The 22,542-nt window shown below is 60.5% G+C and carries 21 protein-coding genes; all 21 read left to right on the top strand.

The annotated features are described in order from the left end of the window. Positions 1-28 precede the first annotated feature (28 nt). The 21 genes from pyrR (at position 29) to AC06DS_RS08110 (ending at position 22,541) form a co-directional block, all read left to right on the top strand. Positions 29-616 carry a bifunctional pyr operon transcriptional regulator/uracil phosphoribosyltransferase PyrR gene (gene pyrR, locus AC06DS_RS08210; protein ID WP_476727635.1) on the top strand — a complete coding sequence of 196 codons (588 nt, stop codon included), beginning with the start codon at positions 29-31 and terminating at the stop codon, positions 614-616. 3 nt (positions 617-619) lie between these two features. Next, on the top strand, positions 620-1,555 hold the full coding sequence (locus AC06DS_RS08205; protein ID WP_477100475.1) for an aspartate carbamoyltransferase catalytic subunit: 936 nt from the start codon (positions 620-622) through the stop codon (positions 1,553-1,555). A 78-nt stretch (positions 1,556-1,633) separates the two neighbouring features. Next, a complete protein-coding gene (locus AC06DS_RS08200; RefSeq protein ID WP_477101196.1) occupies positions 1,634-2,989 on the top strand; it encodes a dihydroorotase in 1,356 nt (451 codons plus the stop codon). 69 nt (positions 2,990-3,058) lie between these two features. Continuing rightward, a complete protein-coding gene (gene carA, locus AC06DS_RS08195; protein WP_476727637.1) occupies positions 3,059-4,198 on the top strand; it encodes a glutamine-hydrolyzing carbamoyl-phosphate synthase small subunit in 1,140 nt (379 codons plus the stop codon). A gap of 58 nt (positions 4,199-4,256) precedes the next feature. Further along, positions 4,257-7,622, top strand: a complete 3,366-nt coding sequence (carB, locus tag AC06DS_RS08190) for a carbamoyl-phosphate synthase large subunit (protein ID WP_477100474.1) — start codon at positions 4,257-4,259, stop codon at positions 7,620-7,622. Positions 7,623-7,642: 20 nt separating this feature from the next. Next, positions 7,643-8,467 (top strand): orotidine-5'-phosphate decarboxylase, encoded by an 825-nt coding sequence (pyrF, locus tag AC06DS_RS08185; protein WP_476727724.1) that lies wholly within the window; start codon positions 7,643-7,645, stop codon positions 8,465-8,467. A 294-nt stretch (positions 8,468-8,761) separates the two neighbouring features. Then, positions 8,762-9,082: an integration host factor, actinobacterial type gene (gene mihF, locus AC06DS_RS08180; protein ID WP_005294871.1), complete on the top strand. Its 321-nt coding sequence runs from the start codon at positions 8,762-8,764 to the stop codon at positions 9,080-9,082. A 2-nt stretch (positions 9,083-9,084) separates the two neighbouring features. After that, positions 9,085-9,651 carry a guanylate kinase gene (gmk, locus tag AC06DS_RS08175; RefSeq protein ID WP_293791507.1) on the top strand — a complete coding sequence of 189 codons (567 nt, stop codon included), beginning with the start codon at positions 9,085-9,087 and terminating at the stop codon, positions 9,649-9,651. Positions 9,652-9,738: 87 nt separating this feature from the next. Further along, complete coding sequence (gene rpoZ, locus AC06DS_RS08170) at positions 9,739-10,020, top strand: DNA-directed RNA polymerase subunit omega (protein ID WP_034988049.1); 282 nt, start codon at positions 9,739-9,741, stop codon at positions 10,018-10,020. 20 nt (positions 10,021-10,040) lie between these two features. Then, positions 10,041-11,309 (top strand): bifunctional phosphopantothenoylcysteine decarboxylase/phosphopantothenate--cysteine ligase CoaBC, encoded by a 1,269-nt coding sequence (coaBC, locus tag AC06DS_RS08165; protein WP_477100473.1) that lies wholly within the window; start codon positions 10,041-10,043, stop codon positions 11,307-11,309. Positions 11,310-11,392: 83 nt separating this feature from the next. Continuing rightward, entirely contained in the window at positions 11,393-12,619 is a 1,227-nt protein-coding gene (gene metK / locus AC06DS_RS08160; RefSeq protein ID WP_448307641.1) for a methionine adenosyltransferase, read from the top strand. A gap of 25 nt (positions 12,620-12,644) precedes the next feature. Then, complete coding sequence (locus AC06DS_RS08155; RefSeq protein WP_477100472.1) at positions 12,645-14,708, top strand: primosomal protein N'; 2,064 nt, start codon at positions 12,645-12,647, stop codon at positions 14,706-14,708. 11 nt (positions 14,709-14,719) lie between these two features. Continuing rightward, positions 14,720-15,226 carry a peptide deformylase gene (def, locus tag AC06DS_RS08150; protein ID WP_477100471.1) on the top strand — a complete coding sequence of 169 codons (507 nt, stop codon included), beginning with the start codon at positions 14,720-14,722 and terminating at the stop codon, positions 15,224-15,226. Further along, the gene (gene fmt / locus AC06DS_RS08145; protein WP_477100470.1) at positions 15,223-16,227 is read left to right on the top strand and encodes a methionyl-tRNA formyltransferase; all 1,005 of its coding nucleotides are present in this window, start codon (positions 15,223-15,225) and stop codon (positions 16,225-16,227) included. Before def ends, fmt begins: the two co-directional genes overlap by 4 nt. Before the next feature lie 7 nt (positions 16,228-16,234). After that, the gene (locus AC06DS_RS08140) at positions 16,235-17,749 is read left to right on the top strand and encodes an RsmB/NOP family class I SAM-dependent RNA methyltransferase (RefSeq protein WP_477100469.1); all 1,515 of its coding nucleotides are present in this window, start codon (positions 16,235-16,237) and stop codon (positions 17,747-17,749) included. 17 nt (positions 17,750-17,766) lie between these two features. Further along, the gene (gene rpe, locus AC06DS_RS08135; protein ID WP_477100468.1) at positions 17,767-18,444 is read left to right on the top strand and encodes a ribulose-phosphate 3-epimerase; all 678 of its coding nucleotides are present in this window, start codon (positions 17,767-17,769) and stop codon (positions 18,442-18,444) included. Positions 18,445-18,448: 4 nt separating this feature from the next. Then, positions 18,449-19,513, top strand: coding sequence for a bifunctional diaminohydroxyphosphoribosylaminopyrimidine deaminase/5-amino-6-(5-phosphoribosylamino)uracil reductase RibD (ribD, locus tag AC06DS_RS08130; protein ID WP_477100467.1), 1,065 nt, complete (start codon positions 18,449-18,451; stop codon positions 19,511-19,513). A 66-nt stretch (positions 19,514-19,579) separates the two neighbouring features. Continuing rightward, positions 19,580-20,236, top strand: a complete 657-nt coding sequence (locus tag AC06DS_RS08125; RefSeq protein WP_477100466.1) for a riboflavin synthase — start codon at positions 19,580-19,582, stop codon at positions 20,234-20,236. Between the two features lie 19 nt (positions 20,237-20,255). Beyond that, entirely contained in the window at positions 20,256-21,500 is a 1,245-nt protein-coding gene (locus tag AC06DS_RS08120; protein ID WP_293791491.1) for a bifunctional 3,4-dihydroxy-2-butanone-4-phosphate synthase/GTP cyclohydrolase II, read from the top strand. Positions 21,501-21,537: 37 nt separating this feature from the next. Further along, on the top strand, positions 21,538-22,020 hold the full coding sequence (gene ribH, locus AC06DS_RS08115) for a 6,7-dimethyl-8-ribityllumazine synthase (protein ID WP_293791489.1): 483 nt from the start codon (positions 21,538-21,540) through the stop codon (positions 22,018-22,020). A gap of 65 nt (positions 22,021-22,085) precedes the next feature. Continuing rightward, positions 22,086-22,541, top strand: coding sequence for a PH domain-containing protein (locus tag AC06DS_RS08110; protein WP_477100465.1), 456 nt, complete (start codon positions 22,086-22,088; stop codon positions 22,539-22,541). The last annotated feature ends 1 nt before the right edge of the window (position 22,542 follow it).

Raw genomic sequence — 22,542 nt, 5'->3', positions numbered from 1 at the left:
GCACAGAGAGGCGGGAAAGGAGGTCACGATGAACCCGACGGCTGGGGAAGCCGGCGTCACCTTACTCGACGCAGATCAAGTTTCCCGTACTGTCGCGCGCATCGCGCACCAGATTATTGAAAAGACCGCGCTTGACGGGGAAGAGGCTCAACGCGTGGTTCTTCTAGGCATTCCATCGGGGGGAGTGCCGCTCGCGGCACGCTTAGCCGAGAAAATAGAGCATTTCACGGGGGTAGAAGTCTTCCAGGGTTCTTTGGACATCACCCTGTACCGAGATGACCTTCGTACCACAACTCATCGGGCGCTGAAGCCCACGAAGGTTCCGCCGCAAGGTATTGATGGCACCACCGTAGTGCTGGTCGACGATGTTTTGTACAGTGGCCGGTCTATTCGCGCTGCTCTCGACGCCCTGACGGACATTGGCCGACCAGAATCCGTACAGGTGGCTGTCCTCATCGACCGTGGCCACCGAAAGCTGCCTATCCGAGCGGACTACGTAGGCAAGAACATTCCCACAGCTGCGGATGAGGATGTGACGGTAAACCTCGCCGAGCTGGACGACGTCGACAACGTGATTCTGTTCCGCCGGTCGAGCGCACAGGAAGAGAGTAAGTAGCCCATGAAGCACCTGATTAGCATCGCTGACCTGAACAAGTCCGAGATTCTGGGTCTAATGGATGAGGCCGATCGCTTTGCCGAGGCACTCGATGGTCGCGAAATGAAGAAGCTGCCCACCCTGCGGGGGCGCACCATCTTCACGATGTTCTACGAAAACTCCACCCGCACCCGTTCCTCGTTTGAAACCGCCGGAAAGTGGATGAGCGCGGATGTTATCAACATCTCCGCCAGCAGCTCCTCAGTGAAGAAGGGCGAATCCCTCCGCGATACCGCACTCACGCTGAAAGCCGTCGGCGCCGATGCGATCATTATGCGCCACCCGTCCTCCGGTGCTGCCCGGCAGGTCGCGGGGTGGCTGGATGATACGGCCATCATCAACGCAGGTGACGGTTCCAACCAGCACCCGACCCAAGCCCTTTTGGACGCCACCACAATGCGCAACCGCATTGGGGACATTAGCGGCAAGAAGGTCATTATTGTCGGCGATATCCTGCACTCCCGCGTGGCTCGCTCGAATGCCCAACTGCTGACGACCCTCGGCGCGGAGGTGGTGTTCGTAGCTCCACCGACACTAGTTCCACTGGGTATTGAGCACTGGGGTGCATACCCGGACAGCGTGCGTGTCAGCTACGACTTCGACAGTGAGATCGCCGACGCCGACGTGGTTATGATGCTGCGAGTCCAAGCTGAGCGCATGAATGGTGGCTTCTTCCCCTCGCACCGCGAGTACGCCACCCGCTACGGACTCTCGCAGGCACGTGCGGAACGTATGAAGGATGACGCCATCATCATGCACCCGGGGCCGATGTTGCGGGGTATGGAAATTAACTACGATGTGGCTGATCTGCCGAACACCGTGGTGCTTAATCAGGTGACCGCCGGCGTGCATGTGCGTATGGCCGTCCTATTTACCCTTTTGGTCGGGGACGAGGGATAGCGAAGAAGGGTACAGAGGTTCAGCATGGCAAACACAGCAAAGACAGATAAGAAGACTTTCGACAAAGGAGCATTCACTATGACCTCCGAGTATCCTGCCACCGGCGAGCTGGCCAGCCACCCGACCGGCGCTGACAAGGCAGTCCTGTTACGCGGCGTATTGATCTACGGCGAGGGCGACAAGCAGGATGTGCTTATCCAAGATGGCGTAATCTCCGAGATCGGCAGCGACCTGGGTGACTCTGCTCCAGTGGGTGCGGAGGTACTGGATCTCGACGGACAAGTGTTGTTACCGGGGCTGGTGGACATGCATGTGCACCTACGCGAACCGGGACGGGAAGATACTGAGACCATTGCCACCGGCTCCGCAGCAGCGGCTCAGGGTGGCTTTACGGCTGTATTCACTATGGCCAACACTGCTCCCGTGACGGACAACCCCGCGATCGCAGAAATGGTGTGGTACAAGGGGCAAAACACGAATCTCTGCGACGTTCACCCCGTCGGCTCTATCTCGAAGGGACTAGAGGGCAAGGAGCTTACGGAGTTTGGCATGATGGCCGATTCTGATGCCAAGGTGCGGATGTTCTCCGACGACGGAAAGTGCGTCGACGATCCACGCCTAATGCGTCGCGCCATCGAGTACTCCAAGGGAATGGATGTGCTGCTGGCTCAGCACTGCGAGGAGCCCCGCCTGACCATCGGCGCTGTCGCCCACGAAGGAGAGACCGCCGCGCGTCTCGGCCTGGGCGGATGGCCGCGTGTCGCCGAAGAATCCATTGTCGCCCGGGATGCCATCATGGCTCGCGACTACGGCGGAAGGCTGCACATCTGCCACGCCTCCACGGAAGGTACCGTGGATCTGCTGCGCTGGGCGAAAGACCAGGACATTCCGCTTACCGCAGAGGTAACCCCACACCACCTGCTGCTCACCGATGAGCGACTGGAAACCTACGACGGCGTGAACCGAGTCAACCCGCCGCTGCGCGAACAACGCGATGTGGAGGCGCTCCGTGCAGCACTCATCGACGGCACCGTCGACTGCGTGGCCACCGATCACGCGCCACATGGTTCGGAAGACAAGTGCTGCGAGTTCGATAAGGCCCGCCCCGGCATGCTGGGAATCGAGACCTCTCTGGCACTCATCGCCAAGATCTTCGTTATCGATGGCGACCAGGACTGGCGCTTCGTAGCCAAGGTGATGTCCGAGCGACCTGCCGAGATCACCAAGCTCCCCGGACACGGTCGCCCGATCGCGGTCGGGGAACCGGCAAACTTGTGCGCTGTGGATGTCAATAAGTCCTGGGTCGCGCACGGCCACGACATGGCTTCCAAGGCCAATAACACTCCCTACGAGGGCATGGACATGCCCGTGAACGTGAGCACCACGCTGTTGCGGGGCAAGGTGACCTGCAAGAATGGCTCAGCGGTGCACTAAGCATCCACGAGTGGGCGTCAATTAAAAAAGAACCAAACACAACAGCTAAGAGTTAAGGAAACAAGCACAATGAGCTACACGCCAGCAGCACTGGTTCTCGCCGATGGAAAGATCTTCCGCGGCCGCGCATTCGGCGCGACGGGGCGCACCCTGGGCGAGGCAGTTTTCACCACCGCCATGACCGGTTATCAAGAGACAATGACCGACCCGTCTTACCACCGTCAGATTGTGGTGGCGACCGCTCCGCACATTGGAAACACCGGCTGGAACGACGAGGATTCCGAGTCTCGTGGCGGCAATATCTGGGTCGCTGGGCTGGTAATCCGCGATCTTTCCCGCACCGTAAGCAACTGGCGTGCCACCAGGAGCCTGCCGGAGGAGATGGAAGCACAGGAGATCATCGGTATCCAGGGCGTAGACACGCGCGCGATCGTTCGCCACTTGCGCGACAAGGGTTCGGTAGCCGCGGGCATCTTTAGCGGTGACGCCCTTAGCTCCGACGACGATATGATCAGCCAGGTTCAGGCTCAACCGGCAATGTCGGGTGCAGACCTGTCCGGCGATGTAAGCACCGACGAGCTGTACGTGGTGGAGGCTGAAGGGGGAATCAAGCACACCATCATCGCCTACGACATGGGTATTAAGACCAACACCCCGCGCGAGTTCTCCAAGCGCGGCGTGCGCAGCGTGGTCGTTCCCTCGACGACTACCTTCGACGAGGTAAAGAAGCTGATGGAGGAGTACAACGCCTCGGGCGTGTTCATCTCCAACGGCCCAGGCGATCCGGCGACCGCCGATGCAACCGTGGAGGAGCTAAAGAAGGTACTGGAAGCCAAGATTCCGTTCTTCGGCATCTGCTTTGGTAACCAGCTGCTTGGTCGCGCACTCGGCATGGATACCTACAAGCTGAAGTTCGGCCACCGGGGTACGAACGTGCCGGTGATCGACCACCGAACTGGCAAGATCGACATCACCGCACAGAACCACGGCTTCGCTCTGAAGGGCAAGGCTTTGGAGACTTTCGACACCCCGTTCGGCGAGGCGCAGGTGACGCACACCTGCCTGAACGATGACGTGGTTGAGGGAGTAGCGCTGGTAGATGGCAGCGCATTCTCCGTCCAATACCACCCGGAATCCGCGGCTGGACCGCACGATGCAAACCCGCTTTTCGACAAGTTCTTCGAGAACCTCGAAAAGTACAGCAACTAAAACGCAACTGAAGAAACTGCAGCAACCTTAAGCAACAGGGATAGTAGGGAAGACACCAATGCCACGTCGCGAAGATATCAATCACGTACTCGTCATCGGCTCCGGCCCGATCGTCATCGGCCAGGCTTGTGAGTTCGACTACTCCGGAACCCAGGCCTGCCGCGTGCTCAAAGAAGAAGGCCTGCGCGTTACGCTGATTAACTCGAACCCGGCGACAATCATGACCGACCCGGAGTTCGCCGACCACACCTATATCGAGCCGATCTCCCCGAAGTACATCGAGAAGATCTTCCAGGTAGAGCAGGAGGCAGGGCACAAGGTCGACGCCGTCCTGGCGACTCTCGGTGGCCAGACCGCATTGAATGCCGCCATCCAGCTGGATCGCTTGGGCATCCTCGACAAGTACGGGGTGGAGCTGATTGGCGCGGATATCGACGCTATTGAACGCGGTGAGGACCGCCAGAAGTTCAAGGACATCGTTGAGAAGATCGGCGGCGATTCCGCACGCTCCCGTGTTTGCCACAACATGGAGGAAGTACACGAGACCGTCGCAGAGCTGGGTCTGCCCGTCGTTGTGCGTCCGTCGTTCACCATGGGTGGTTTGGGCTCCGGCCTGGCCTTTAACGAAAAGGATCTGGAGCGCATCGCCGGCGGTGGCCTGGCGGCCTCCCCAGAGGCGAACGTGCTGATCGAGGAGTCCATCCTCGGTTGGAAGGAATACGAGCTGGAGCTTATGCGCGACGGCAAGGACAACGTCGTGGTCGTCTGCTCCATCGAGAACGTGGACGCGTTGGGTGTGCACACCGGTGACTCCATGACTGTTGCCCCCAGCATGACCTTGACTGACCGCGAGTTCCAGACCATGCGCGATCAGGGTATCGCCATTCTCCGCGAGGTCGGCGTGGACACCGGTGGTTGTAACATTCAGTTCGCGGTGAACCCAAAGGACGGACGCATCATCACCATCGAGATGAACCCGCGCGTTTCCCGTTCCTCAGCCCTGGCCTCTAAGGCCACTGGTTTCCCGATCGCCAAGCTTGCTGCGAAGCTGGCCATCGGCTACACCCTGGATGAGGTGCGCAACGACATCACCGAGGTCACCCCTGCAGCTTTCGAGCCGACCCTGGACTATGTGATCGTCAAGGCTCCGCGCTTTGCTTTCGAGAAGTTCCCCGGCGCCGACGATACGCTGACCACCACCATGAAGTCCGTCGGCGAGGCCATGGCAGTGGGGCGCAACTACGTCACTGGTCTGAATAAGGTGATGCGCTCCTTGGAAACCAAGCAAGCTGGATTCTGGACCGTCCCAGACGAGGCGTTTGCCGGTGAACGTGCCACCGACAAGGAAGCCGTGCTGGAAGATCTAAAGCGCCCCACCGAGGGCCGCATGTACGACGCGGAATTGGCGCTACGTCTGGGTGCTACTGTCGATGAGGTCTATGCCGCTTCTGGCATTGACCCCTGGTTCCTGCACGAGCTCGCCGGGTTGGTCGAGTTCCGCGCCCGTCTTGTGGACGCCCCAGTCTTGGATGTGGAACTTCTCCGCGAAGCTAAGTACTTGGGTCTGTCGGATGCACAGATTGCCGCGCTGCGTCCGGAGCTTGCTGGCGAGGATGGCGTGCGCGCCCTGCGTTGGGCACAGGGCATTCGTCCGGTGTTTAAGACCGTTGACACCTGTGCTGCTGAGTTCGAGGCTAAGACGCCATACCACTACAGCTCCTATGAGCTGGACCCCGCCGCCGAGTCTGAGGTGGCTCCGCAGCGGGATAAGAAGAAGGTGCTGATTCTCGGCTCTGGTCCAAACCGCATTGGCCAGGGCATCGAGTTCGACTATTCCTGTGTGCACGCGGCTTTGGAACTGTCCCGCGTGGGCTATGAGACCGTTATGGTCAACTGCAACCCGGAGACCGTGTCCACCGACTACGACACCGCTGACCGCCTGTACTTCGAACCGTTGACCTTTGAAGACGTCATGGAGATTTACCATGCAGAGGCTGAGTCCGGTGAGATCGCTGGCGTGATCGTGCAGCTCGGTGGCCAGACCCCGCTGGGGCTTGCGCAGCGTCTGGCTGACGCCGGCGTGCCGGTCGTCGGCACCTCCCCGGAGGCCATCAACCTGGCAGAGGACCGTGGCGAGTTCGGCAATGTACTAGAGAAGGCAGCTCTACCCGCACCGGAGTTCGGCACCGCCACCAGTGTCGAAGAGGCTCACGCCGTGGCTGCCCGCATTGGTTTCCCAGTACTGGTTCGCCCGTCCTACGTGCTGGGTGGACGCGGCATGGAAATCGTCTACGACGATGACAGCCTGTCCGACTACATCCAGCGTGCTACGGAAATCACTAGCGATCACCCGGTACTGGTCGACCGCTTCCTGGATTCCGCTATCGAGATCGACGTGGACGCACTGTGTGACGGTGAGAATGTCTACCTGGCCGGCGTGATGGAGCACATCGAAGAGGCCGGAATTCACTCCGGCGACTCCGCCTGCGCAATTCCGCCGATGACGCTGGGCGCAGAGGACATTGAGAAGGTCCGCAAGGCCACCACTGCGCTGGCCTATGGCATTGGTGTGAAGGGGCTGATGAATGTCCAATTCGCTTTGAAGGACGACGTGCTCTACGTCATCGAGGCAAACCCCCGCGCTTCCCGCACCGTACCTTTCGTATCGAAGGCTACGGGTGTGCAGCTGTCTAAGGCTGCCGCACGCATCATGCTCGGCACCAGCATTTCGGATCTGATCGAAGAAGGCATTCTGCCACGAGATCGCGACGGCGGATCGCTGCCGCAGGGACACCCGATTGCCGTGAAGGAAGCCGTCATGCCGTTCAACCGCTTCCGTAGCCCGGAGGGCCACGTACTGGACTCTCTGCTGAGCCCGGAGATGAAATCCACCGGCGAGGTCATGGGCCTGGACGATGATTTTGGCTCTGCATTCGCAAAGACTCAAGAGGCCACAGGTGATCTGCCGACCGAGGGTACCGTCTTCGTGTCGGTAGCCAATCGCGACAAACGCACCTTGATCCTGCCGATTCAACGCCTGTACTCCCTTGGATTCAAGATCCTGGCCACCCAGGGCACTGCCGCTATGCTCCGTCGCAACGGTGTGGAGTGCGAAGTTGTGGCCAAGATTTCGGATGAGCGCCGCGCGGCAGCGGACAACACACCGCTTGTAGACACGGACGGCAAGCCGATGCGCACCGTGGGCGACTGGATCAAGGATGGCGATGTCGACCTCATCCTGAACACGCCTGCAGGTTCCGCCGGGGCGCGTCACGACGGTTACGATATCCGTTCCGCCGCGGTGAACATGGGCGTACCGTGCGTCACCACCGTCCAAGGCGCCGTGGCCGCAGTACAGGGCATTGAAGCACTACAGGGTGCTGAGCCGACCGTCCGCGCCATTCAGGAGGTCGATCACTCGTGAGCGCGAGCGAAGGCCCAAGCCTGACCTTTGGGCAGCGGTTCCTTGAGCGCTCTAAGACCTATGGGCAGCTTTGCGTGGGCATGGATCCCCACGTCGGCATCTTGGAAGCTTGGGGACTCAAAGCGACTGTCGAAGGGCTTGAGGCCTTCAGTAAGACGTGCGTCGAGGCTTTTGCGGATGTTGCGTGTGTCGTAAAACCTCAAGTTGCCTTCTATGAACAGTTCGGTTCTGCGGGTCTAGCTGTCCTGGAAGAGTCAATTGCACAGTTACGACGCGCAGGTGTTTTGGTGATTGCCGACGCCAAGCGTGGCGACATTGGATCCACTATGGCAGGTTATGCCCGAGCATGGCTGGACCCGGAGTCGCCCTTGTGTAGTGACGCCGTGACCGTTTCCCCCTGGTTGGGGTTTGAATCCCTGCGGCCTGTTCTCGACCTGGGCGAGCGACATGGCAGGGGAGTGATCGTGCTGGCTGCAACCTCTAACCCGGAGGCCCGTGGCGTTCAGCGTTCCCTGTTTGATGGAACGCAGGTGAACCTGGCGCAACACATTGTGGATCGAGTGGCCGAGGAAAATGCCCAGCATTCCGGTGCTGGCAACGTGGGCGTGGTGGTAGGCGCAACCCTGGCTGATCCACCCCGCTTGGACCGTGTCGGCGGCATGGTTCTGATGCCTGGGGTAGGTGCACAGGGCGGAACTATGGACGATGTGAAGCGTATTGCCGGGGGAGACGAGACGGCGTCATTAGTCTCACCAAATGTCTCTCGCGGTGTGCTCCGTGCCGGACCCGACGTGGCCGACCTCCGCGCAGCGGTGAAAGAGCAGGCGACACAGCTCACACTTTGAGACTTTAACCGGCTTTTAGCAGGGGCTTTTGCTGCTTTCTAGGATTCCGGGTGCTACACTGACATGCATTGTTTGAAACCTAGTGTCGCGGTACCGCAGTTGCACTTTTAGGTGTCTTTCCTGAACCGTGTACAGTAGTCGAGAACATATTCTCGGTGTGTCAGCTTGGCAAAATTATCCGAGACAACTTAATATCCAGCGTTGCTTGGAATACCGTTCGGTCTCTACAGCATGCTGGTTATCAACCAGAAAAACTTTCCATTCAAAAGACGAGAATATTAAACGGAGGCACCCGTGGCACTTCCCCAGTTGACCGATGAGCAGCGCGCAGCGGCGCTGAAGAAGGCAGCCGAGGCACGCAAGGCACGCGCAGAACTGCGCGAGAAGCTGAAGCGTGGCGGCACCGACCTGAAGCAGGTCCTGAAGGACGCCGAAACCGATGAGACCCTGGGCAAGATGAAGGTTTCCGCTCTGCTGGTCTCCCTGCCGAAGGTTGGCAAGGTGAAGGCCAAGGAAATCATGGAGCAGCTGGAGATCGCCGAAACCCGCCGTATCCGTGGCCTGGGCGACCGTCAGCGTCGCGCCCTGCTGGAGCACTTCGGTTTCGAGGAATAATCTTGAGCCAGGACCTGAATAGCGGCCGGATCGTCGTACTCGCAGGACCTTCGGCAGTGGGGAAGTCCACAGTCGTTCGTCGCCTGCGCTCGGACGTTCCGGATCTGTTCTTCAGTGTGTCCATGACCACCCGCGCCCCACGTCCGGGCGAAGTCGATGGCGAGGACTACATCTACGTCACCCGCGAGCAGTTCGAGGACAATATCGCGGCGGGTAAGATGCTCGAGTGGGCGGAGATCCACGGTGGTCTGCAGCTATCCGGCACGCCGCGTGAGCCGATTGAGAACGCGTTGGCTCAAGCCCGCCCCGTTCTCGTCGAGGTTGACCTCGAAGGCGCTCGTAACGTCAAGAAGATGCTACCCGAGGTACAAACGGTTTTCCTTGCGCCGCCGTCCTGGGAAGTGCTCGTAGAGCGTCTGACCGGTCGCGGTACGGAAACCCAGGACGTCATTGAACGTCGCTTGGAGACTGCGAAAGTCGAAATGGCCTCGCAGTCGGAGTTCGACCATGTGGTGGTCAACGATGACGTGGAACAAGCAGTCGCGACGATCAGCGGCTTTCTCCGATAGAAGCCGCAGTGGCACGCTGCGAGCACTGTGCTCAATAGAGAACTAAAAGAATATACAGTTTACAACCCACCAAAGAAGGTGCATACCGTGGAAAACCAGGACGTGAATGCGAACGACAGCGTGTTCGATCCTCCTGTAGGCATCACCAACCCACCCATCGACGAGCTTCTCACGAAGGTGTCTTCCAAGTACGCCTTGGTCATCTTCGCAGCTAAGCGCGCACGTCAGATCAACGACTACTTCCAGACGGTCGACGAGGGCGTCTTTGAGTTCGTCGGACCTCTGGTTACCCCGGATGTCCACGAGAAGCCCCTTTCCATCGCTCTGCGCGAGATTAACCGGGATCTGTTGGAACACACCGAGGGTTAAACCAGCTAGGCTGATTCGTTGTGAACGTTGCATCAGCTTTAACCAACACCAAGCCGCTCCGCGTCGTTATCGGCGTAGGGGGCGGCATTGCTGCGTATAAGGCCGCTCACTTGGTGCGCTATTTCACTGAACGTGGCCATGATGTGCGGGTGATTCCGACCCGATCGGCATTGAACTTCGTAGGCGCTGCGACATTTGAAGCGCTGTCGGGCCATCCGGTGGCGACCGAAGTATTCGATGCGGTGGATGAGGTACAGCACGTTCGGCTCGGGCAAGAAGCCGATCTTTTTGTCGTGGCTCCGGCAACGGCGGATTTGATGGCTCGGATTGCTCATGGACGTGCCGATGATCTGCTGACTGCAAGTTGTTTGGTAGCGACGTGCCCCGTGGTGCTGGCTCCTGCAATGCACACGGAGATGTGGGAGAACCCGGCGACTGTAGATAATGTGGCGACGCTGCGTCGGCACGGGATTACCGTCCTGGATCCCGCCCACGGGCGACTTACTGGCACAGACACTGGCGCCGGTCGGCTGCCGGAACCGGAACAGATTGGCCAGTTGGCTCTTACTGTGCAGGCGGATCGAGATGCATTTACCCGTGATCTCGAAGGCAAGCGGGTACTCATTAGCGCCGGTGGCACGCATGAGCCGTTGGATCCCGTGCGCTATCTGGGTAATGCCTCGTCTGGGCGACAGGGCTACGCGCTGGCAGAGGTTGCGGCTCAGCGGGGAGCCAAAGTTACCCTCGTGGCTGGGGTGACGGAGAACTTGCCCACGCCCAGTGGAGCCGAGGTTGTTAGGGTGAAGACCGCTCGTGAGATGCAAGAAGCGGTAATGGAACATGCCACCACCGCAGACGTGGTCATCATGGCTGCAGCTGTAGCCGACTACCGACCAGCAGAGGTGGCCGGATCGAAGATGAAGAAGGGCTCTGACGCTGATCTGTCGACGATTCAGCTCACCGAGAACCCGGACATCCTAGCCGGTGTGGTTGAGGCACGGGCACGCGGAGCCGTAGCGTCCACAACAAAGATCGTGGGCTTCGCGGCAGAAACCGGCGACCAGAACAGTAGCCCGCTGGACTTCGCTCGCAAAAAGCTACAGAAGAAGGGCTGCGATCTTTTGATGTGCAATGCCGTGGGCGAGGGCAAGGTTTTTGGCCAGCCGGATAGTGCGGGCTGGATCCTCCGCCCCAATGGAGAGGTCATTGAGGTGCCGCCTGGTCCGAAGACCAGGGTCGCTGCCGCGATCTGGAAGGCTGTATGCGAGACTAAATCAACCACTACGTGACAAATACAGACAGCTTGGTCTAGTATGTGTCCATCGACTTAAGAGTCCTTAATAACTGATACCTAAAAAAGGAAAAATTCCACGTGTCTTTGCGCCTATTTAGCAGCGAGTCCGTCACCGAAGGGCACCCTGACAAGATCTGCGACGCGATCTCCGACAAGATCCTCGACGCATTGCTTGCCAAGGACCCAGAGGCACGCGTGGCCGTCGAAACCGTCGTGACCACCGGACTGGTTCACGTTGTCGGCGAAATCCGCACTACCACCTATGTAGAGATTCCCGCACTCGTACGCAAAACTCTGCTGGAGATCGGCTTCAACAGCTCCGATATGGGCTTTGACGGCTCTACCTGCGGCGTAAGCATCGCAATCGGCGAACAGTCCCAGGAGATTGCGCAAGGAGTGGACACCGCCTTGGAGCACCGCTCCCAGAACGACGATGACGGCGCAGAGCTCGACGAAATCGACCGCCTGGGCGCCGGTGACCAGGGCCTCATGTTCGGCTATGCCACCAACGAAACCCCAGAATTTATGCCACTGCCGATCGCGCTGGCGCACCGCCTATCGCGGCGCCTGACCGAGGTGCGCAAAAAGGGCATCGTCCCGCATCTGCGTCCCGACGGAAAGACACAGGTGACCTTCGCTTATGACGCAGAAGGCACCCCGGTTCGCCTGGATACGGTCGTGGTTTCCACTCAGCACGACGACGGCATCGAACAGGAGTGGCTACATGAGCAGATCCGCACCCACGTTGTTCAGTATGTGCTGGACGAGGCAGGATTGAGTGGCAACCTGGCCGACACAGACTACACGCTGCTGGTGAATCCCTCTGGATCCTTCGTTCTGGGTGGCCCCATGGGTGATGCAGGCCTGACCGGCCGCAAGATCATCGTCGACACCTACGGCGGCATGGCTCGCCACGGAGGTGGTGCGTTTTCCGGAAAGGATCCAAGCAAGGTCGACCGCTCCGGTGCTTATGCCATGCGTTGGGTGGCCAAGAACATTGTGGCTGCCGGGCTGGCTGACCGTGCGGAGGTTCAGGTGGCCTACGCTATCGGCCGCGCAACGCCTGTTGGCCTGTACGTGGAGACCTTCGGCACCGAGACCGTTCCAGTGGAGGTCATTCAGGATGCCGTCCGCCAGGTATTCGATCTGCGCCCCGCTGCGATTCTTCAGGAGCTTGACCTCAAGCGCCCGATTTACGCCCAGACCAGCGCTTACGGCCACTTTGGCCGGACCGACCTGGACCTGCCGTGGGAGCGCACCGACCGAGTGGCTGCGCTGAAGAAGGCTGTCGAGGCCGCTCAGTAGCACGTAGCAGGTAGCAATTAGCACTGTGGAACAGCCCGTCGCGCGAGTCCTGCCGTTACTCGGCGTGCCACACCTAGATCGGCTTTTCGACTACGCGGTGCCGGAAAGCATGGATGCGCACGCCCAACCGGGTGTGCGCGTTCGCGTTCGCTTTTCCGGGCGACTCGTCGATGCCTTCGTTATTGAACGGCGCCGACGGAGTGACCATCCCGGCGAGCTGCGACCACTGGAACGAGTGATTAGCCCCCTGCGTGTGTTGCCGAAGCACCTATGGGAGCTGGTGAACGTTCTAGCGGACCGCTATGCCGGGGTGCGTTCGGATATCCTGCGTTCGGTTGTGCCCTCCCGGCATGCCTCAGCGGAAGAGGCGGGCTTGTTCGCCGATGGCGCGGCATGGGAAAACCTTGGTGCGAAGTTGCAGTCCGTCGAGCAGGCTTCCGCCGACTCCTATCAGGCCGCGGAGGAGGCCCTTACGCCTTATCCTCACGGTGGGGCGTTCCTTTCTGCGCTCGTCGAGGGCAAACCTGCCAGGGCTTGTTTATTGACGCCCCCAGGCCGCGACATCCCCACCCTCATCGCGGCTATTGCAGCTGCCGTGGCCTGGAACACCGACGGTGGGGTCTTGGTGGTGGCACCCAACCAACGCTTGGTCGATCGCCTGGTAGCCGGTTTAAAAGAGCATATGAACACCGCGCAGGTGATGGAGCTGACGGCCCAGGTCGGCCCCAATGCACGATACCGCCGCTACTTATCCGTTCTGGCAGGTCAAGCGCGGGTGGTGGTCGGTACCCGCTCAGCGGCGTTGCTGCCAATGCCCAAGCCCCGGTTAATGGTGCTGATAGGTGAGTCCGACGATAATCTGGTGGATCCGCGTGCACCGTATATCCATGCGCGCGAAGCACTGGCGCTGCATGCACAGCACACCGGGGCGGGACTGCTGATCGCTGGGGTTCATAGGTCGGCGGAAGTACAGCAGTGGGTGGATCGGAAACTGGTGTATCCCCTGTTGCCCACCCGAGATTCCTTACATGAGGCCATGCCATGGATCCGGGGATTAGGGGAGACAGACGGAGCCACGGAACGGGAGCTGCATGCGCCCGGGGCAAGAATCCCCTCCATGGCTTTTGGCGCTGTACGAGAATGCCTGGATAATGACCTGCCCGCTCTGGTGCAGGTACCGCGCCGCGGGTACGCACCCGCGTTGGCCTGTGCACAGTGTCGTACCCCCGCGCGCTGCAGACACTGTAATGGGCCATTGGAACTGCCGACAAGTGCGGATGCAGCTCCACCGCGCTGCCGGTGGTGTGGGCAAACTGCGGGGCTATTCACCTGTCCAAGTTGCGGTAACCACAGCGTGCGCTTGTCTGTCATAGGGCATGACCGGACCGTGGAAGAGTTGGGGCGGGCCTTTCCTGGTGTGCCAATCATCGCTAGCGGTGGCAAGCACGTGGTGGACAGCGTGAAGCGTCGCGGGAGCATAGTAGTAGCCACCCCTGGGGCCGAGCCCACTGTGGAAGACGGCCTCTATGGCGCAGCGGTTTTGGTGGATCCTTGGATTCTGTTGGGCAGACAAGACCTAAGAGCGGCTGAGACAGCGCTTCGGCATTGGATGGAAGCAGCATCACTTGTGGCGCCCCGAACGAATGGCGGCAAGGTTGTCTTCGCCGGCGCGGCCAGCCTCCCCACGGCTCAACAGCTTATTCGCTGGGATCCGGTCGGGGCAGCTCGTGCCGAACTTGCTCACCGCGCCGAGGCTGCCTTCCCTCCAGCTTTTGCCGTGGCTGCTGTCGACGGCACCAGTACGGCGATTGAAGGACTTGAATCCAACTGGGAGTTACCCCCGGGTGCGGAGACCTTAGGCCCCGTGGAGCTTCCACCCGGAGTGCGTTTGCCCGCCGGAATTGATAGCCACGACCCGCAAGCTCGGCAGGCCGCCAGGCGCATGCTGGTGCGGGTTCCCGCCGACCAGCACATTGCGCTGGGGCAAGCGTTGCGCAGCGCCCAATCGGTACGCACAATCCAGCGGGGCAGTCGTTCAACCCAACCCGACGCCCTGAGGGTTGTCATGGATCCTGTGCGGATCGGTTAGTGTTGATAACCATGACCGTGCTGAACATGCGCTACTTTGGGGACCCGGTCCTTAAGACCGTGGCGGACCCAGTGAAATCAGAACTTATTCAGGATGCGGGAACGCGTCGCCTGGTCGAGGACATGCTGGAGACCATGGATCACTTCGGTGGCGTGGGACTGGCCGCCAACCAGGTGGGTATCACTCGCCGCATTTTCGTCTCCGACTGCGATGGGGATCGCGGACATGTGATCAACCCGACTTGGGAGGCCGTGGGTGAGGAGACGCAAACCGGGGGCGAGGGTTGCCTTTCCATCCCGGACGTCGGCGGTGACGTCACCCGTGCCCAGCGAGTGCGCTTGCGTGGTACGACCGTCGATGGCGAGGAGATTGACCGCGAGGTTACGGACTTGCTTGCGCGTTGTGTGCAACACGAAACCGACCATCTTGATGGCGTGCTTTTCATCGAACACCTAGAGGCAGACCAGCGCCGTGAGGCAATGCGCCAAATTCGCGAATCGGAGTGGTTTAAACAGTGAAAATCGTCTTTGCCGGCACTCCGGAACCCGCCGCCGTGGCGCTAGAACACCTCATCGCCGATGAGCGTATCGAGGTCGTTGCGGTGGTTACCCAGCCCGACGCCAAGCGGGGACGTGGCCGCAGCCTGCGCCCATCGAAGGTCGCGGAAGTTGCGGAAAAGGCCGCCATCCCCACTTACAAATGGCCCAGCCTCAAAGCCGGTACGGAATCCGGTGACGAGGCCCGCGCGGTGCTTTCCAACCTCGCCGAACGCGGTGTGTCTGCCACAGCAGTAGTGGCCTATGGCAACCTGATTCCTACCGACCTCCTCGACGTGTTTGAGCATGGATGGGTAAACCTGCACTACTCACTCCTGCCACGCTGGCGCGGTGCAGCGCCCGTTCAAGCAGCGCTGGCCGCTGGCGACGAGTACACGGGAGCATCCATCTTCCGCATCGAACAGGGGCTGGACACCGGCCCAGTCGCCGCCCAACTGACCCAGAAGATCGCCATTGAAGATACGGCAGACGACCTGCTGGCAAGTCTGACCTATGCCGGACGCGAGCTACTGGCCGATGCCCTCATCGAGATGGATGATGGCTCTGCTGAGCTGTCCGCACAGGACGATGAGGCGGCCACACACGCGCCGAAGATTCACCCGGCTGATGCGCAAATCGATTGGAAGCAGCCCGCCGAAGTCATTCAGCGCACTGCCCGTGCTCACACTCCGGCGCCTGGTGCATGGACTTTGTTGGACGACCAACGGTTCAAGATCGGCATGCTGCTACCTACCTCACCCACGGACGCGTCAGAACTTGCTGAACTCGGTGCAGGTGATGTTGTGGCGTCGAACAAAAAAGTTTTCGTAGGCACGGGCACCAGCGCGCTAGAGATCACGCTGATCCAACCGCCGGGGAAGAAGATGATGGACGCGGCCGCCTGGGCGCGCGGTCAGCAGGAGTTGCTGGCGAAGCATCCGACCTTCAGCGCCCGGAACACAGAAGCGGAAACAGGGGAGTAATAGGCACATGGGAGGCTTCAGGGCGCGTTCTGAATCGGCGCGCAGCGGCGAACATAAACCCGCAAAGGCTACGGGCTACCAGCAACGCCGTCCCGAACATAGGCAGCGGAAAAGCCGTGCAAAGGGCTCCGGGGACAAGGTACGCGACGTCGTCTTTGGCGTATTACGGGCCGTCACAGTCGACGACGCTTTCGGCAACTTGGTGCTGCCCAAGGCGCTGCGGGAAGCAGGTATAAAGGGACGCGACGCCGCATTTGCCACAGAGCTGACCTATGGCACCCTGCGCGCACGCGGACTATTGGACGCAATCATCGCTGACGCTGCTGGGCGCCCGATTGAAAAGATCGACTCAGTAGCCCTTGATGCCCTCCGCATGGGCGCTTACCAGATCCTGCGCACACGGGTGGAGAACCACGCTGCCGTCAACACATCGGTGGAGTTGGTGAAAGCCCATGGCGCAGGCCAAGCATCCGGGTTCGTCAACGGGGTGCTGCGAGGGCTGACCCGGAAGAAGCCCGAAACATGGATCGAGCGAGTGGCGCCAGGTAATGAACTGGCAGACATAAGCTTGCGCAATGCACACCCGGAATGGATTGCCCAGGTATTCGCTGAGTCCCTGGGAGTGGATCCCGCTACCGAAGAAGGGCGCAGCGAACTTGAATATGCGCTGGCTGCCGATGACGCGCGCCCGATTGTGCATCTGGCAGCCCGCCCCGGCCAGATTAGCGGCGAGGAGTTGGCACTGATCACCGGTGGTACCGAGGGCAGGTTCTCGCCCTACGCGGTGTATCTGGATGAAGGCGCCCCCGGCGACATCGCCCCGGTGCGCGAGGGGCTGGCGAGCGTACAGGATGAAGGTTCGCAGCTGATCGCCATGGCTACGACCCGCGTACCTGTGGCTGCCGAACTGCCTGGCCGGTGGCTGGATCTCTGCGCGGGGCCGGGCGGCAAGACTGCGTTTATTGCCTCAGCCGCGCTGTCCGAGCAGGCGAGTGTGGATGCGGTGGAGATTGCCCAGCACCGCGCCACGTTGATCGAGCAGACTGTCCGCGAGTTGCCAGTGCGTGTGCACGTGGGCGATGGGCGGAAGTTGGAAGAGATCAAGAGCCTGAATATTCCGGAGGGTGGTTTTACTCGTGTACTGATCGACGCCCCGTGTTCCGGTCTCGGTGCGTTGCGTCGGCGTCCTGAGGCTCGGTGGACGAAGTCCCCAGAGGATGTTCCGCCGCTTGTCACGCTCCAGCGCGAGTTGCTGACCAGTGGCCTGGCTGTGGCCGCCCCGGGCGGAGTGGTGATCTACTCCACGTGCTCCCCGCACCCTAAGGAGACTACGGACGTGGTTCGCTCTGTCGCGGCACGTACCGGTGCAGAGATTTTGGACGTTACTGAGTACCTGCCTGAGCTAGCCGCCACGAACGTCGCCCAGACTAAGCCCTTTGTTCAGCTCTGGCCCCATATCCACGGCACCGACGCAATGTTCTTCGCCGCGCTGCGCCCGGCAAGCCGCCCCGCAGACAAGTAGAAAGGCTTTTGGTTCCAATGCCGAACCCCCGCACTTCCCGCACCCCGCTCATCGCCCCGTCGATCCTCGCCGCCGATTTCTCTGCCTTGGCCAGCGAAATTGGCCGAGTACCGAATGCAGACTGGTTGCACATCGACGTGATGGATAACCACTTCGTTCCTAACCTTTCTTTCGGTCTTCCCGTGGCCAAGTCGCTGCTTCCCCACACGGACAAGCACTTGGATGTGCACCTGATGATTGAGAACCCGGAGAAGTGGGCGGAAGACTATGCTGATGACTTCCAGTCCGTCACCTTCCACCTGGAAGCCGTAGCGGATGTCGACGCAGCTATTGCCTTGGCCGACAAGTTGCGCGGACACGGCACGGCGGCGGGAATTTCGATCAAGCCGAATACTCCGGTGGAGCCACTTCTGGATCATCTGGACAAGTTTGACCTCGTTCTGGTGATGAGTGTGGAGCCGGGCTTCGGCGGCCAGAAGTTTATGCCCGAGGTACTGGACAAGGTTCGCGCGCTGCGCAGCCGTATCGACGAATTAGGCCTAGATACTCTCATCGAGATCGATGGAGGCATTGGGCCGGAGACCGCTGCCGAGTCCGCCGCCGCGGGCGTGGACGTGTACGTTGCCGGCTCCAGTGTCTTCGGCAAGGAAGACCCCGCCGCGGCGGTTGATGAGATCCGCACTCGCGCCCAGTAGCTACATGGATCTTTCTCTGTTTTCCGACGCCCACCGCCTCGGCTGGCAGGCGACTCAGAAAGCTAGCCCGAACCCGCCGGTCGGTGCGGTGATCGAAGACTCTGCCGGGGTAGTGGTAGGCCGTGGCCATACACAACGCCCTGGCGCAGCACACGCTGAAGTGATGGCACTGCAGGAGGCCGGCGACCGCGCCCGCGGTGGCCGGGCGATTGTGACTTTGGAGCCCTGTAACCACACTGGCCGCACGGGTCCGTGTGCGCAGGCACTGATTGAGGCGGGTATTCGCCGCGTTGATTTTCTCTTCGCAGACCCGAACCCCACTGCGACTGGGGGCGCCGAGACTCTGCGCGCGGCCGGTGTGGAGGTTTTTGGTCCTTATCTGCCACAGCCAACTGCCCCAGGTGGTGCGACGCTGGTTCCGTGGACCCAGATGTATAGCGTGGAACCCTGGCTTATCGCGATGGCTGAGCAACGTCCGCATGTTTGTCTCAAGATCGCCTCAACGGTGGACGGACGGGTAGCTGCGGTGGATAAAACGAGCCAGTGGATCACCGGGGATGCTGCGCGTGTCGCTGCTCACGAAGACAGAACCCGTCGTGATGCAATCCTTGTCGGAACTGGTACCGTCGCCGCCGATAACCCTCGCCTATCTGCACGTGATGCACAAGGAAAGCCCTTTGCCGAGGATCTCCAGCCCCTGCGAGTGGTACTAGGAACCAGTGACGTTCCCACCGACGCACGGATTTTTGACGCTCCGGGACAGGCTGTCCACTTGCGCACTCGTGACGTACACGCTGCCCTTGCAGACCTCTGGGAGCGCGATGTGCGCACGCTGCTGGTGGAGGGTGGTGCAGAGGTAGCTGCGGCTTTTATAGGCGCTGGGGTAGTGGACGAAGTGCAGTACTACGCAGCACCGGCAGTGTTGGGGGCAGGGGTGGCGTCGCTAAGCACGCAGCGAGGCGCCCTCGGCCAGACAATCGCAGATACCCTGCGCTTTGTGCCACGTGAGCTGGAGGTATTGGGTGGGGATATTCGCTGGACGATGACGGCGCCCGGACGTACCCCCTGACACTGGGAGTAACCCACAGTGGGCTAATGTGTATGTAATCACATACATAAAACGTTAGGAGCGCGCATGTTCACCGGGATCATCGAGGAGGTCGGACAGGTCGCCGCTATTGACGCAGCGGGAGACTCGCTGCGGATGCGTTTCACTGTCCCCGGCGTGCTGGAGGATGCCAAGCGAGGTGATTCCATCGCGATTAATGGCGTGTGCCTGACTATCGCGGAGCTCGGCGCGGGCGAAAAGGCCGCAGAGTTCACAGCTGATGTGATGCAGGTGACGCTGGACTACAGTGCCCTGGGAAGCATCTCAGTGGGCGACCGGGTGAATGTCGAACGTGCGATGGCCAGCGGCCAGCGCTTTGGCGGGCATATCGTGCAAGGACACGTGGACGGCACTGCCCAGCTGATCGAGCGGCGTCCCTCAGAGCACTGGGAAATTTTCCGCTTCCGTTTGGATCAGCCGGAGCTGTCCCGTTACCTCGCCAAGAAGGGCTCGGTAGCGATCAATGGCACGTCGCTGACCATTGCTGAGGTCTCAGAGGTGCCGACAGTAGGGAAGAATGAAGAAGACTGGTTCGAAGTCTCCCTGATTCCCACCACACTGGCCGACACTATGTTGGGTGATCTGCAGCCGGGATCCCGCGTCAACGTGGAGTGCGATGTGCTCGCGAAGTACGTCGAACGGCTATCTCAGCATTGCGCGAACACCAACGGCCAGCAAAACTAACGCGAGAGGCAAGATCACGATGAGCACAAGCGAAAACCAGGACATTCAGCTGGACTCCGTGGAGCGTGCCATTGCCGACATCGCTGCGGGTAAAGCCGTAGTGGTCGTCGACGACGAGAACCGGGAAAACGAGGGCGACCTCATCTTCGCCGCCGAGCTAGCGACTCCCGAGCTGATGGCCTTCATGGTGCGCCATAGCTCCGGCTATGTGTGCGTAGGCATGGATAGCGCCGAATGCGACCGCCTAGGTCTGCCGCCGATGGTTGCCCGGAACGAGGACGTCCGTGGCACCGCCTATACGGTAACGGTTGACGCCGCCGAAGGCGTGGACACCGGCATCAGCGCCACCGACCGAGCCCGTACAGTACGGCTGTTGGCGGATCCTACATCCACCGCAGCGACCTTCAACCGTCCAGGCCACGTGGTTCCGCTGCGCGCTAAGCGCGGAGGCGTGCTGGTACGCCAGGGCCACACCGAGGCCGCGGTGGATCTGGCACGGGCGGCGAACCTGGCTCCCGCCGGGGCGCTGTGTGAGATCGTCTCTGAGGAAGATCCCACCACCATGGCCCGCCTGCCCGAGCTGCGACGCTTCGCCGACGCACACGGACTGGCTCTCATCAGCATCGAGCAGCTGCAACACTGGCGCCGCCACCACACCCAAACCTTGGAGCGAGCAGTGGAAACGCGGCTGCCGACCAAGCACGGAGACTTCCGGGCGATCGGCTATGTCAACATCATCGATGGCACAGAGCATATCGCGCTAGTCAAGGGCGATCTCTCTACCGCAGGGGAGCAACCCGTCCCGGTTCGGGTGCATTCTGAGTGCCTTACCGGCGATATCTTCGGCTCGCGCCGCTGCGACTGCGGTGACCAGCTTTCTGCCGCGCTTGACTACATCGAGTCGAAAGGGCGTGGCGTATTGATTTACCTGCGCGGTCACGAGGGTAGGGGTATCGGTCTACTGCCGAAGCTCCGCGCGTATGTGCTGCAGGACGAGGGGCTGGACACCGTGGACGCTAATCTCGAGCAGGGGCTTCCAATAGACGCCCGCGAGTACAGCGCGGCAGCTCAGATTCTCAAGGATCTGAAAGTAGACACGGTTGCTCTGATTTCCAACAACCCGGACAAGATCCACGACCTCGCCAGCCACGGTGTTAACGTCGCCACCCGCATTCCGGTGGAGTTGCACCCCAATGAAGACAATGTGGTCTACCTTCGCACGAAACGGGACCGGATGGGTCACCAACTCGATACGCTGGACTGAAAAGCTCATATCGAAGTACCAAGGAGGAGCCCCTACCATGGCGCATAACGGAGTCGCCGACATCCACATTAAGGCCGGTTCTGCCTATGGCATGACTGTCGCAGTGATCAGCGCATCGTGGAATGCGGACATTACCGATCAGCTGCACCAACACTCGATTGCGACTGCTAAGGAAGCAGGTGCGCAGGTTACCGAATGGCGAGTCGCCGGGGCACTCGAGCTGCCTGTCGCGGTCGCCGCGGCATGTAAGCGTTTTGACGCCGTGGTGGCGAACGGTTGCGTGATTCGGGGTGAGACCGAACATTTCCGCGTGGTCTGTGATGCAGTGACCTACGGGCTTACGCGCGCCGGCTTGGACTCGGGCACTCCCGTTGGCAATGGTGTGCTTACTGTAGATACCCATGAGCAGGCGATCGACCGTGCCGGTGGCATGGATGCAAAGGAAAACAAGGGGCGCGACGCAGCGGTTGCAGCGATTCATACGGCTCTCGTCCTGCGACAGATCGAGCGGGGCGTTTAGGGCTGCCCCGTGTCAAAGCGGGGCGTTTAGGGCTGCCCCGTGTCAACAGAGTAGGGTGGAATGCCGTGAGCGATAAGGATGAATGGGAGCTGGAGGTTTCCTCGCCGTTCTTGAAGAAGCTGGCGTGGATCCTGGTCGTTGTGGTCATGGCTGTGCATATTTTCATGTCCATCGTCGTGGCGGTGGGAGACACTGGCGTGACGGTAACGCGTGCCGATCAGTGGGGATTCATCGGCATTGGACTGGTCTTCTCTTTCGTTGCCCTCTCCCTCTTGCGTCCGCACGTCAAGGTGAATAGCCAAGGCGTGGAAGTTCGCAATATCGTCAACGGACAGTTCTATCCGTGGGAAATCATCCACGGATTGTCCTTCCCCCAAGAGGCCAAGTGGGCTCGCCTGGAACTTCCGGACTTTGAGTTCGTTCCCATGATGGCCCTTAACATTTACGATAAGCAGCTCATCGCGCAGCGTGTAGAGAACTTCCGCCAGCTGGAAGACCGATACATGCCATTTGACGAGTAAC

This window comes from Corynebacterium sp. TUM25015, from assembly GCF_056393505.1.
Note: the sequence above shows the minus strand (reverse complement) of the source record. Positions and strands in the feature narration are given on the sequence as shown.